Source organism: Roseateles sp., from assembly GCF_036486225.1.
Taxonomy (GTDB): Bacteria; Pseudomonadota; Gammaproteobacteria; order Burkholderiales; family Burkholderiaceae_C; genus Roseateles.
Genome location: NZ_DASVNZ010000164.1, coordinates 28,292 through 40,448, shown reverse-complemented (window position 1 = coordinate 40,448; position 12,157 = coordinate 28,292). Strand labels below are relative to the sequence as shown.

14 protein-coding genes are annotated in these 12,157 nt (G+C 63.3%); 10 read left to right on the top strand and 4 right to left on the bottom strand.

Features of this window, described 5'->3' with window-relative positions; all coding sequences use genetic code 11:
• The first annotated feature begins 76 nt into the window (after nucleotides 1-76).
• From VF536_RS11610 to VF536_RS11570, 9 genes are all read left to right on the top strand, one after another.
• Nucleotides 77-313 (top strand): hypothetical protein, encoded by a 237-nt coding sequence (locus tag VF536_RS11610; RefSeq protein WP_331615001.1) that lies wholly within the window; start codon nucleotides 77-79, stop codon nucleotides 311-313.
• Nucleotides 310-1,404 carry a DNA adenine methylase gene (locus tag VF536_RS11605; protein WP_331615000.1) on the top strand — a complete coding sequence of 365 codons (1,095 nt, stop codon included), beginning with the start codon at nucleotides 310-312 and terminating at the stop codon, nucleotides 1,402-1,404. The genes VF536_RS11610 and VF536_RS11605 overlap by 4 nt, the downstream gene beginning before the upstream one ends.
• On the top strand, nucleotides 1,401-3,632 hold the full coding sequence (locus tag VF536_RS11600; RefSeq protein ID WP_331614999.1) for an Eco57I restriction-modification methylase domain-containing protein: 2,232 nt from the start codon (nucleotides 1,401-1,403) through the stop codon (nucleotides 3,630-3,632). The genes VF536_RS11605 and VF536_RS11600 overlap by 4 nt, the downstream gene beginning before the upstream one ends.
• Nucleotides 3,625-4,221 (top strand): hypothetical protein, encoded by a 597-nt coding sequence (locus VF536_RS11595; protein WP_331614998.1) that lies wholly within the window; start codon nucleotides 3,625-3,627, stop codon nucleotides 4,219-4,221. The genes VF536_RS11600 and VF536_RS11595 overlap by 8 nt, the downstream gene beginning before the upstream one ends.
• Nucleotides 4,211-5,353: an AAA family ATPase gene (locus VF536_RS11590; protein WP_331614997.1), complete on the top strand. Its 1,143-nt coding sequence runs from the start codon at nucleotides 4,211-4,213 to the stop codon at nucleotides 5,351-5,353. The genes VF536_RS11595 and VF536_RS11590 overlap by 11 nt, the downstream gene beginning before the upstream one ends.
• A 3-nt stretch (nucleotides 5,354-5,356) precedes the next feature.
• Nucleotides 5,357-6,661, top strand: coding sequence for a 5-methylcytosine restriction system specificity protein McrC (locus tag VF536_RS11585; RefSeq protein WP_331614996.1), 1,305 nt, complete (start codon nucleotides 5,357-5,359; stop codon nucleotides 6,659-6,661).
• Between the two features lie 214 nt (nucleotides 6,662-6,875).
• Nucleotides 6,876-7,226, top strand: coding sequence for a GntR family transcriptional regulator (locus tag VF536_RS11580; RefSeq protein WP_088407671.1), 351 nt, complete (start codon nucleotides 6,876-6,878; stop codon nucleotides 7,224-7,226).
• Nucleotides 7,223-8,095 carry an ABC transporter ATP-binding protein gene (locus VF536_RS11575; RefSeq protein ID WP_331614995.1) on the top strand — a complete coding sequence of 291 codons (873 nt, stop codon included), beginning with the start codon at nucleotides 7,223-7,225 and terminating at the stop codon, nucleotides 8,093-8,095. Before VF536_RS11580 ends, VF536_RS11575 begins: the two co-directional genes overlap by 4 nt.
• A 58-nt stretch (nucleotides 8,096-8,153) precedes the next feature.
• Nucleotides 8,154-9,053 carry a hypothetical protein gene (locus VF536_RS11570; RefSeq protein ID WP_331614994.1) on the top strand — a complete coding sequence of 300 codons (900 nt, stop codon included), beginning with the start codon at nucleotides 8,154-8,156 and terminating at the stop codon, nucleotides 9,051-9,053.
• Nucleotides 9,054-9,086: 33 nt separating this feature from the next.
• Here the strand turns inward: VF536_RS11570 and VF536_RS11565 are convergent, their stop codons facing one another.
• From VF536_RS11565 to VF536_RS11550, 4 genes are all read right to left on the bottom strand, one after another.
• Nucleotides 9,087-9,665 carry an NnrU family protein gene (locus VF536_RS11565; RefSeq protein WP_331614993.1) on the bottom strand — a complete coding sequence of 193 codons (579 nt, stop codon included), beginning with the start codon at nucleotides 9,663-9,665 and terminating at the stop codon, nucleotides 9,087-9,089.
• Nucleotides 9,666-9,732: 67 nt separating this feature from the next.
• Nucleotides 9,733-9,987, bottom strand: a complete 255-nt coding sequence (locus VF536_RS11560) for a hypothetical protein (RefSeq protein WP_331614992.1) — start codon at nucleotides 9,985-9,987, stop codon at nucleotides 9,733-9,735.
• A gap of 37 nt (nucleotides 9,988-10,024) precedes the next feature.
• On the bottom strand, nucleotides 10,025-10,159 hold the full coding sequence (locus VF536_RS11555) for a hypothetical protein (RefSeq protein WP_331614991.1): 135 nt from the start codon (nucleotides 10,157-10,159) through the stop codon (nucleotides 10,025-10,027).
• 131 nt (nucleotides 10,160-10,290) lie between these two features.
• Nucleotides 10,291-10,812, bottom strand: coding sequence for an Lrp/AsnC family transcriptional regulator (locus VF536_RS11550; RefSeq protein ID WP_331614990.1), 522 nt, complete (start codon nucleotides 10,810-10,812; stop codon nucleotides 10,291-10,293).
• A gap of 197 nt (nucleotides 10,813-11,009) precedes the next feature.
• On the opposite strand from VF536_RS11550, the gene VF536_RS11545 reads away from it, so the two are divergent.
• Entirely contained in the window at nucleotides 11,010-12,104 is a 1,095-nt protein-coding gene (locus VF536_RS11545) for a saccharopine dehydrogenase family protein (protein WP_331614989.1), read from the top strand.
• The last annotated feature ends 53 nt before the right edge of the window (nucleotides 12,105-12,157 follow it).

Genomic DNA, 12,157 nt, shown 5'->3' with positions numbered 1-12,157 from the left:
CGCGAACGCCGACTCTTTTCGAAGAACTGGATGTCTGTACATTAACGCAACTGCACAGACAATTGCGGGGCACACCATGCGATTCACCGACACCAAAAGCGACACCCTGAACCTGCGGGTCTCCCCGACCTTCAAGCAGGTGCTCAAAGAGGCCGCAGACCACGAGCAACGCAGCATGGTGAACATGCTCGAAGTGCTGCTGGGGGACTACTGCGACCGCAAGGGCATCGTGCCGCCTGGCCAAAAAGCTACTCCTCCTGCTCACAAGCGGGCGCGTGCTGTCCGTAGGGCGCACGTGGGAGCGCCAGCATGACCTTTCGCTACATCGGCTCGAAGTCTCGGCTCATCGATCAGATCACGGCCTACATGGGGGACCCCAAACAGGGTGCCTTCTTTGTGGATGCCTTCTGCGGCACGGGGGTGGTGGCTGAGGCTGCTGCCGACCTCGGCTGGAACGTGCGCATCAACGACAGCTTGCACTCTGCGGTGATTTCCGCAGGAGCACGGCTCATCAGCACAGAGCAAGCGGCTTTCAAAAAGCTTGGGGGCTATGCCAGGGCCATCGCCAAGCTCAATGCTGCTAAGCCAAAGAACGGCTTCATGTGGCGGGAGTACAGCCCCGCATCGATGGACACGTGTGGCCTTGAACGACGCTACTTCACCCAAGAGAACGCAGCACGCATCGACGCAATGCGCTCATTGATCGGTGAGTGGGTAGAGGCTGGAGCCATTGATGAAGTGGAAGAGCGCCTGCTCATTGCAGACCTCTTTGGGGCGCTCAATCGTGTGGCCAACATCGCGGGCACGTTTGGCTGCTTCCTCTCCAAGTGGACCAGCCAATCGCAAGACAAGATTGCCATGCGTTGCCGCGAACTCAAAGCCAGTGGTGTGCGCGTGGAAGCCACCGTTGGCGATGTGTTTGACGTGCCCAATGCCGTGGACGACTTGGTGTATCTGGACCCGCCTTACACCAAGCGCCAGTACGCGAGCTACTACCACATCCTCGAAACCGTGGCCTTGGGGGATGAGCCCGAAGTCGAGGGCGTTGCGGGCCTGCGCCCTTGGAAGGGCCTTGCCTCCGACTTTTGCTACAAGACCCGAGCGCTCAAAACGCTCTCGCGTTTGGTCAGTGGCTTGAAGGCTCAAAAGGTGCTGCTCTCGTACAGCAGTGAAGGGCACATCTGCATGCAGGACATGAAGGCCGAGCTCTCGAAGATCGGCAAGTCCAAGATGCACCCGTTAGGGGCCATCGGCCGCTATCGGCCCAACAAGGTTGCCAGCAGCACAGCCTCTGACGTGAACGAGTTCTTGGTGGTGGTGGAGCGGCCCGTGGCGCAGCTTCCCAAGGCGCAGCCTAAGGTGGTCAAAGCGACCAAACCTATCCTCGTGGAGAGCTATGCATGAGCGCACCGCGCCCCGTTGAAGCGGAGTACCTGTCCTCAGCAGAAGCGGCCCTCACGCGGGCGGTGGGGGGAGGGCATGGGCCAGCGAGTTTTGAGCTTCGTCTTCAAGTGTTGGAGGCGGCATCGGCGCGCTTTGGTGGGTTCGACCTGGCAACGTTTCATGAGGCGTTTGGAACCAAAAGCAAGCGCTCAGCCGTGGAGCTCCTGGAGCTTGCTGCCCCCGTGGCAAGTGCCATCGAGCGCTCACCTGTTCATCCTGCTTTGGCGCTGAGTGCGTTGGCACGCGAAGCCTTGCATGAACAAGACCGAAAGAGCACGGGCGCGTATCACACAGACTTTCGATTGGCCACGCGGTTGGCCCAGCTTGCAGCCCCCAAGCTCACCTACAAGAGCCGGGTGATTGATCCGGCAAGTGGCGCGGGAATTTTGCTTGCAGCACTGACCCATGCGGTGTGTGGAATGGACCGCGCTAAGACGGCCCATTGGTTGGCTCATGGCGTGTGTGCAGCGGATCTCTCGGCCAATTCGCTACGTGCTGCACTGTTAGCACTGGCCTCCTTTACTGACGATGTATCGGCTCTCAAAGCTATGCGCGCGCGTTGGTACTGCGGCGACAGCTTGATGGCAGATGGCAAGGTCTGGACTGCGATGGTTCCTGAGGGCTTCGATGCGGTGATCGGAAACCCACCGTGGGAGAAGGTCAAGCTCTCGCGGCATGAGTTCTTGAAGTCCTCAGGTACCAAGCGCCACTACGGGGCCCAGATTCATGGGCTCGATGAAGAGCGCTTTGCTCAGCGACGCGATGAGGTTGCCGACTACTCCCGGCGCCTGTTGGCTCGCTACCCGGATTTGGGCAACGGTGAGCCAGACCTCTACATCGCCTTCACGGATCTCTTTTTTGAGCTGTGCAAAGGGCAGGGAGTTGTGGCCGCGCTGATCCCCGGTGGCCTCATTCGTTCGCAAGGCACCCAGGCCATGCGGCGAAAGATTTTTGACGCCAGCCAAAGCGTGTCGCTCTCGATCATCGACAACCGTGCACGGTTCTTCGCCATCGACACGCGCTTTAAGTTTTTGGCCGTGGCCCTCACCAAAGCGGGCTCTGAAAAGAGCAAGCGCGAGCCGATCACGCTCTTGCACGAACGGGGTACCCCCACGGGCTTGGAGACGACTGGAACGGCCACCATTGGACGTGCAGCTCTGGCGGCGGTTCGGGACGATCTGAGCCTTCCAGAGGTCCGTAGCGTTGCAGAGTGGAAACTCTTCTCAAAGATCGCAGAAGCCGGTGTGTCGTGGGAAGAGCCGGGTTGTGGCTGGACGCCGAAGTTCTGCCGTGAAGTCGATATGACCAAGGAGCGCCCAAAGTTCCTCATTCGGGCCACGCCTGGTGCTCTACCGCTGGTGGAAGGGCGCATGGTGCAGGCACATCGCTTTGGTGTGAAAGGCCACGTGTCTGGTACCGGCCGCAGTGCCTTGTGGGAGGCCTTCCCCATCGGAGGTTCGCGCCTCTCGCCTCAGTTTTGGATTCGTCCCAGCGACATGCCCCGTGCCAATCAGCACCGTGCAGATGTGCTGCGCGTGGGCTTTTGCGACATTGCCGGTCAGACCAACGAGCGCTCACTCATGGCCTCGTTGATTCCTGCGGGAGTGGTCTGTGGCAACAAGGTGCCCACGATCCTTTTCCCAGATGACCCCTCGGAAGAGCGGCTGCTGGTGTGGGTATCCATCGCCAACAGCTTTGCTTTTGACTGGATGCTTCGGCGCGTGCTCACCACCACGGTGAACTACTTCTTGCTGCAAAGCGTGCCAATGCCGAAGCTCGCCAACGAGGGCTTGCCGTGGAAGAAGTTGGTGAGCGCTGCGCGCGAGCTGCGCTCTCTCGATGGTGCAGGGGCTACCCGTGAAACCTACGAGCGTATGGCGCAGCTTCGTGGGGAAATTGATGCCGAAGTGGCCGTGGCCTACGGGCTCGATTTAAAGGACATGGAGCTGGTGCTCCAAGACTTCCCAATTTTGGATCGGGGCCAACTGGGGCTGCCTGGGGAGGCAAAGTCCACGATTACCCGAGACAGTGTTTTAGCCGCTATGGCAAAACGCACAGGAAGTCGGTCTACAGTTTGGTCGCGCCGTGCGGTGGAGGCACGTGCGTTGGGGGCCATTGCTTATGTGCCCTCAGAACTCGCCCTTGGTGGCGAAGAAATCGAAGAAGAAGGAGCCCGGAGTCATGGCTAGTGGTACGAAACAAGTCGCCAGAATCCTTTATAAAGAAATCAAGCAAGGCGATCTTCTAAAAATCGTTGCGCGGTCGAATAAGACGCAATCCGGCGGGGGCGCCAGGGACTTTCGGTTTGGATCCTACAAGCGGCTGCTTCCAGTCATTAAAAGGATGTTTCCGGCGTCGGTCAAAGAAACCAGAAAACGCGATGGAACAAACATTCAAATCGACGTTCACAAGGGCGAATTTTTCTGGGAGGACCCGCAAGGGACGGTATTCCGGAAGGACTCGTTCTTTGAGTCGCCCACCGATGCGCGTGGCGCAGAGGGGCGCATTGTTCGTGTTCCAGAGTATGCGTGTTTCGATACCAAGCTGATTCCGAAGGGTGGCGAAGGCAATCGCGTTCTACTGCTGCTAATTCAACTCGATGACGACTCGGTCTGGCCTCACTTCGCAGAGGAAAAGACGCTCAGAACTCCGGGGGTTTGGCACGCCGCTGTGGCAAAGGAAATCGTGGCTTGCATCGATGCGAAGCGGCATCCGAATCACGCCGTAATCGGTTATCGCGATTTCACGAGTACAACGAGCTACTGCAATGGCAAGTGAGGACTGCAAAAAGGCATTGATGCTGCTGGCACGCTCGCGCAACGTGCTGGTGTCTGGCCCACCGGGTACGGGCAAATCAAAGCTGTTAGCCGAGGTCGCGCTGGCCTTCGAGACGGCTTTTGGACTGGCTCCCGCAGGTGGGGCTCCAAAGCTCAATCCCGTGGGCGGCATCCCGATCCCGCCCGCTGCCGGCGGCGGTGTTAAGGACATTCCTGCCCCCACGAAGGTGGACCGCAAGGTATTTCGCACGGTCTTTCACCAAAACTCCAAGTACCGCGACTTCGTTTCGGGCATCACGCCGGCAGTCAACAAGGCGGCAGGGGGCCCAGACTTCACCATCGTGAAGGGCACGCTGTACCGCGCGAGTGAGCACGCAAAGGGGGCCAATGGGGCTGCACTGTTGATCATCGATGAGATCAACCGAGGCCCTGCGGTGCAGGTGTTCGGTGGTGCCATCGTGGCCATCGAGTCCGATAAGCGCCTCGCCCCCGGTGGGGCCAACCGCGCGGAGACGCAGTATTTTGAAATGCTCGATCCGGCCACTGGCAATGTGATCGAGTACGCGTTGCCACATGACCTCTACATCTTGGCCGCAATGAATCAGGCCGATGCGTCGGTGGAGCCCTTGGATGTCGCCTTCTTGCGGCGCTGGGAGCCTTTGCGTTTGGAGCCCGATGAAGCGGCGCTGCGAACCTTCTACGGTCTAGGTGCCAAGGGTGCCGACGCGTTGCCTGATGTGCCTGCCAATGTGGGCGATGCCTTGGAGGCGTCGGTTCGTGCATGGGTGGCCGTCAATGCGCAGATTGCCCTTGGACGTGGCCCCGAGTTTCAGATCGGGCATGGTGTGCACATGTGCGATGTGAAGCCCCAGACCCTTGCACTTCCCGAAGCGCTGAGTGCGCTGTGTGTGGGTTGGGCCAAGGTGCGGGCGCACGTGGAAGAGGTGTTTTTCGGAGACACGCGAGGCATCGCCGCAGCCCTCAATGCGCTCGATGGCCCAGCCTTCAATCCCTTCAAGCTCACTGAGACGACCTTTGCGGATGACCTGAGGTTTCGCCTCGAAGGCCCCACGAACTTTGCGGAGGGGAACATCTACGCAGCGCTGCGGGCAGTTGCCAATCCTCGGGGGTAGCGCGTGGCGCACACCCGAACACGGCTGTCCCTCGTTGAGTACGGAGCCCCGGTTGACCTTGGTCGCACCATTGCCGAGGCCATTGGGGTAGATCGCACGAAGGCCAACAGCCTGTTGATGGAGGCTGGCAATCGTGCTGCGTCGAGCCTTCGGCTCAACTACAACCCCATCAGTGTGGATGCCAAGGGCACACGGGCCATCGACTTTGCGGGGCTCATTCGCTTGGCGCCTTCACTGGAACTGGAAGTTGCGCCCAAGTTCTTGGGACTCGATGACACCGATGCTGCGTGGCGCGAGGACTTCTTTTTTCTCTCCACGCTTTCGCGCCATGGACGGCTTTTGGCCTCTGAGCGTTTGTCAGCCTCAGGAGGCACACCACGGGACCTCTCCACGCTGGTGGCGCGCTCCATCACCAGCATGTACGAGGCCCGAAAGAGGCGCCCACTGCGCAGCTATCGCAGGGTGCGTGAGGCAGACTTTTTCATCGATGGGGACCCCGATCCGGTGGACCTCATCTTTCCCTCGCCTGATGGCTTTGAGCAAGAGCTCATTCGCTTTGATCGCAGGAACGGTTGGAACGCGGACATCGTGGCTGCGGCCAAGGAACTGCTGCCTGAGGTGAGTGATCCATCGGCTGCGGGTTCCTTGGTGCGAATGATCGAAGACCTCTCGCCTCAAGACACCCCAGCCAATCGTCGCAAGCCTATCCCTGCGCGACACAGAGCGTGGAAGCCACTGCACGAGCTCTCCATTGATGTGCTTGGAGGCTTGGGCCTCAACTACAAGCAGGGGCAGGCGCATGCACCGGGCTATTTGGTCGATACGTGGCGCGTGTGGGAAGACCTGTTGACGGTGGCCGCTCGCTTGGGCTTTGGCCGCAATGCCGTAGTGCCTCAACGAGGCTACCCCTTGGGCACCAAGACCAAGACCAGCACGGGTGCTGTGAGCAAGCTTTCGGTGTATCCAGACTGCGTGATTGAGCCCGAAGGGGTACGCCCAAGGATGCTGCTGGATGCCAAGTACAAGAGCCACGTGGAGAAGGGGCAGCTTCGCATCAGTGAGGCAGACATCTACGAGGCGTTGGCCTTCGCCAAAGCCACCGGATGCAACTTGGTGGCACTGGCCTATCCAGCGCAGCCAGGCGATGCCCTGCAGCCTGTGGGAACCTGCATGGTCATTGAGAAAGTTGTGGTCGATGCGGTTCAGATCGTAGGCATCCAGATCGAGATCCGTTCTATTGCCAAGACGGGCGCCCTCAGGTTGTTCGCAGCCAACTTGGCGGCTGGAATGAGCACAGCCTTTGCGTGACCGTGAACTTGCGCGACGGTGGAAGGTCTACCACCGCGATCAATGCGCAACCGCGTTCCATCTTGAGTGAAAAAGGTTCCACCTTGAGTGAGAACCGACACCTCCGCTTCATCCCCTCTTTTCTGCAGTCTGTCGCCCCCCGCTGGGTCCGCGCGGGGTGGCTTGCTATGGTGTGCTACATCAGCAACACACCGGCGCTTCCGCGCCCCGCGTCATGCACAGCTGGAACGATCAAGCGCCGATCTATCAGCAGCTCGCCGACCGTCTGGCGTCGCAGCTGCTCGACGGCGATCCCCCCGAGGGCGAAGCCTTGCCGTCGGTGCGCACGCTGGCTAGCCAGTACCTCATCAACCCGCTGACCGTCAGCCGCGCGCTGCAGGCCCTCGTCGACGAGGGCCTCGTCGAGAGCCGCCGCGGCGTGGGCATGTACGTCCGCGACGGCGCCCGCATCCGCTTGCTGCACACCGAGCGGGAGCAGTTCCTCCAGGAGGAATGGCCCCGTCTGCGGGAGAAACTTCGCCGCCTGGGCCTCAAGCCCCAGGACCTGAATTGGGAGGACGCATGAAGACGCTCATCGAGGCCAGCCATCTGAGCCTGAACTATGGCCGCAAGGCCGCCCTGCAGGACCTGTCCTTCACCATCCCCGCCGGCCGCGTCGTCGGACTGCTCGGCCATAACGGCGCCGGCAAGACCACGCTGATGAAGACGCTCGTCGGACTCAAGCGCGCCGAAGGCGAGCTCCGCGTGCTCGGCCTGGATCCGCATGCGGACCGCGCCCAGCTCCTGACCTCGCTCTGCTACATCCCCGACGTCGCCGTCCTGCCGCGCTGGGCCAAGGTCTCCGAGCTGATCCGCCTCATGGCCGGCCTGCAGCCCAGGTTCTCCGCCGACCGCGCCCGGCAGCTGCTCAAGCGCACCTCGGTCACCGAGAACGACAAGGTCAAGCACCTCTCCAAGGGCATGGTCACACAGCTGCACCTCGCGCTGATCGCGGCCATCGACGCCAAGCTCATGATCCTCGACGAGCCGACGCTCGGCCTGGACGTGATGTCACGCAAGAGCTTCTACGAGATGCTCATCGACGAGTGGTGCGACGGCGAGCGCTCGGTGCTGATCTCCACCCACCAGGTCGAGGAAGTCGAAAGCCTGCTGTCCGACGTGCTGATGCTCGACGAGGGCCGGCTGGTGCTGAACATCTCGCTGGCCGAGATGGACGAACGCTTCGTTGCGCTGTCGCACGACCCCGACGCCGCGGAACTGGTCGCCGCCAACCACCCGCTGCTGCGCTACCGCGTCCAGGGCCGCCCCGCCGCGCTCTTCGACGGCGTGCCGCCCGACGCCGTCGCGCATCTGGGTCAACGCGTGCGCCCCAGCCTCGTCGACCTGTTCATGGCGCTGACCCGCAAGCCCGAGCGCCAGGCGACCGAAGCCTGACCGGCCCGATCGCCACGCTCACAGACGCTCAGCGACCCTCTTCAAAGGACCACCACCCATGACACTCTTCAACACGCTGCTGCTGCGCGAGTGGCTGCAATACAAGCGGGCCTGGATCGGCCTGGTGCTGGCACCCGTGCTGGTGCTGCTGGTGCTCGTGCCGTTCAGCCAGGTCGACGGCATCGACGTGCCCAGCCCCGAGCCGGTCGCGCTGATCGCCGGCCTGCTGACCGTCGGCCTGGTGCTGGCGCTGGCGCTGGCCGTGTCCGTCTACCAGCTGATGGGCCTGGCCCGCCGCGACCAGCAGGACCGCTCGATCGAATTCTGGTCCTCGCTGCCCGGCAGCCATGCCGCCAGCATCGGCGCGCCTATCGTCGCCCACGGCATCCTGGTGCCCGTCGTCGCCACGCTGCTGGCGCTGATCGGCGGCGCGATCGTCGGCTCGGCGATGGCATTCAAGGAATTCGGCTTCGCCGCGCTGCAGCAGACGCAGTGGTCGGCGCTCTTCGCGGCCACCGTCTGGCTCGGCCTGAGGCTGGCGGTCGGCCTGGTGCTCGCGGCGCTGTGGCTCTCGCCCATCGTGCTCGCGCTGATGGCCGCCTCGGCCTGGCTCAAGCGCTGGGGCGCGCCGCTGCTCGTGATCGCGGTCTCGGCCTTCCTCAACATCTACAAGAACGAAACCGCCGCCGAGGTGCTGCGCAACGTGCTGATCACACAGGTCGCCGGCGTCGGCCGGTCGCTGTTCCAGACGGGGACCAGGCTGTTCATCGACTCGGACAGCGAGGGCCACCTCAACCTGCAGGACTTCTTCAACATGCTCTACAGCTTCCCGGACTACGCCCGGGAAGGTCTGCCGCAGGTATTGCAGGCCGCGTGGCATCCGCAGTTCATCGGCGGGCTGATGATCGCGGGCCTGTGCTTCTGGCTGCTGGTCCTGCAGCGCCAGCGCAGCCTCTGAACGGACACGAAGCGCCCCTAGCGGGCGCTTTTTTCATCCCATCGTCGGGAATGGGCTGACGCCGATGATCCACCGGTGCAGCCCCATGACGAGCGCGATCCAGGCGACCACGCCGATCGCCACCGAGATCGCCGTCCCCCTGGCGGTCCCCGCGGGCGGCGGCGGCGCGGCACGGCGCCGGGCCGAGCGGAAATCCAGGATCGCCCAGGCCAGGAAGGCGCCGAACAGCACGAGGTCCGCGACGGTGTTGTTGGCCAGCAGGTGACCGAAGGCCCACAGCTTCACGGCCAGCAGCATCGGGTGATGCAGCTTCGCCTTGAAGTGGTTGCGCGGCACGTGGGACGCCGCCAGCAGGATCAGCGAGGGCAGCATCAGCAGCCCGGCCAGATGGTTCATGCCGCGGGGCGTCGCCCACAGCGGATGCGGATCCAGCCGCGCCTGCCCGTAGCCCCAGATGATCAGCAGCAGGCCGACCACGGAGACGGCCGTGTAGCTGAGCTTCCAGCGTTTCTCGCCCCAGTCGGCGAGGCGGGCTTCGCGCCAGGCCGGCGCGACGATGCGGACCGAATGCGGTCCGAGGAAGAGGATCAGTCCGAGGATGAGTGCCCACATGGTGAAGTCGCTCCTTTGCGGCGCGGACTATGCGCTCGCGGGGAGGAGATCACCAGCGGCATCCGGATCAAGAGACCGTTGTCGCGGACGGCTGGAATGCGGGCGACGACGGCGTGGTGGCGGACGGCTGGGTCGTCGGGGCCTGGACCTGGCGCAAGTCGCCTTCGGCGTGGTCGAGCCAGGCCATCGCGGCCAGCAGGGCCAGCACCGCGACGACGACGCCGATCGCGGGCAGCAGCAGGCGTCGCCAGCGGTGGGCGGCAATGGGCGGTTGCGCCGGGATGGGCGGCGCGGTGCCGTGCAGACGGGCAGGGGCTTTCATGGCGGAACTCCGGTGGACGTGGAGGTCGCCGCAGTGCTCAGGGGAGCACGGCGCCGAGGCCCCACAGCAGCGACGGATAAACCGCGCCCCAGGCCACCGCGAGGATCGCGAGGGCCTTCATGCCGATGAAGATCGGCGGGACGTGTTTGGCAGTGACGGCAGGCTTCGACATGGTGCGCTCCTTGAGCTGGCGACTCATGGTTTGCAAACGGCGTGCCAACTCCCCGCGTTGACGGCAGCGACCCCCTAAAACATGACGTTACTCACGCGCCACGCGACCGACACAGTCCGGGCGATGGCGCCTCACGCGCTCCGGTCCACCCGCAGCGCCAGCAGCACCGAGGTGTGCGTCTTGATCACGCCTTCGATGTCGCCGATCTCGTCGAGCAGCGCGTCCAGCCGCGCCGTGCTGTCGGCGCGCAGCGTGGCCATGTAGTCGAACTCGCCGCTGACCGATGCCAGTTGCCGCAGCTCGGGCAGCCGCGAGAGCAGCTTCACCACTTCGCGCCCGGCGCGGGGTTGCACCGTGATGCCGACGAAGGCCTGCACGCCGCGCTCCACCGCCTCGCCGCCCAGACGCACCGTGTAGCCGGCGATCAGCCCGTCCGCCTCCAGCCGCGCCAGCCGCGCCACCACGGTGGTGCGGGCCACGCCCAACTTGCGTGCGAGGTCGGCGGTGCTCTCGCGCGCATTCGCTTGCAGCAACGCAATCAGCGCGCGATCGGTCTGGTCGCGCAGCGTCGCCGGCGAGACGCTCGGCGATTCAGGCTGCGATACGGGCGCGGCTGCGGCGGTCGATGCGGGCGAGGTCTTCCTGGCGTTCATGGGCGGGGCCTTCGACAGGCTGTGACGGAGTTCTCGGGATAAACCCTCGTTTTCGCCGGAATGAATGATCCGGCTGACGGATCGTCAGTATCGAGGTGTTTTTCGTCGAACTCGCGCTTTCTTTCGTCAGAGCAGGTCGGGACACTGCCGGCATCGCATCTGAAACCTCATCCGCACAGGATCACAAGGAGTACGACATGAAAGTGGCACTGCTGGGCGCCGGACACATCGGCCAGACCATCGCTCGACTGCTGCAGGGCAGCGGCGACTACCAGGTCACCGTGATCGACAAGAACGACACCGCGCTGAAGCTGCTGGCCGGCCAGGGCCTGGCGACCAAGACCGTCGACACCGAGGACAAGGCCCAGCTCGCCGCCGCGCTGCGCGGCAACGACGTGGTCGTGAACGCGCTGCCGTACCACCTGGCCATCACCGCCGCGCACATGGCGCTGGAAGCCGGCTGCCACTACTTCGACCTGACCGAGGACGTGGCCGCGACCAAGGAGATCAAGCGCATCGCCGAAGGCGCGAAGACCGCGTTCATGCCGCAGTGCGGCCTGGCGCCGGGCTTCATCGGCATCGTCGCGCACCACCTGGCCAAGAGCTTCGACTCGCTGAGCGACGTCAAGATGCGCGTCGGCGCGCTGCCGGCGTTCCCCACCAACGCGCTGAAGTACAACCTGACCTGGTCCGTCGACGGCCTGATCAACGAGTACTGCCATCCCTGCGAAGCCATCCACGACGGCGCGTCCATCGCCGCGCTGCCGCTGGAAGGCCTGGAGCACTTCTCGCTGGACGGCACGGAGTACGAGGCCTTCAACACCTCCGGCGGCCTGGGCACGCTGTGCGAGACCTGGGAGAACAAGGTCCGCAACCTGGACTACAAGACCGTCCGTTATCCGGGTCACCGCGACCTGATGATGTTCCTGCTGGACGACCTGGCGCTGAAGAACGACCAGGAGAAGCTCAAGGACATCATGCGCAAGAGCATGCCGGCGACCATGCAGGACGTGGTCCTGGTGTTCGTGACCGTCTCGGGCATGAAGAACGGCGTGCTGATGCAGGAAGTCTTCGCCCGCAAGATCTTCGCCGAGCGCGACGGCGCCCAGCCGCTGTCGGCCATCCAGATCACCACCGCCGCCGGCATCTGCGCCGCGGTCGATCTGTTCCGCGAAGGCAAGCTGCCGCAGTCGGGCTTCGTCCGTCAGGAAGAAGTCGCGCTGCCGGACTTCCTGGCCAACCGTTTCGGCAAGGCGTATCAACAGTCGCGTCAGGTGGAATCGATCGGTTGATCGGTCGGTCGATCGATCGCATCCATCGATTCGATCGGCCCCTCGCACGACTT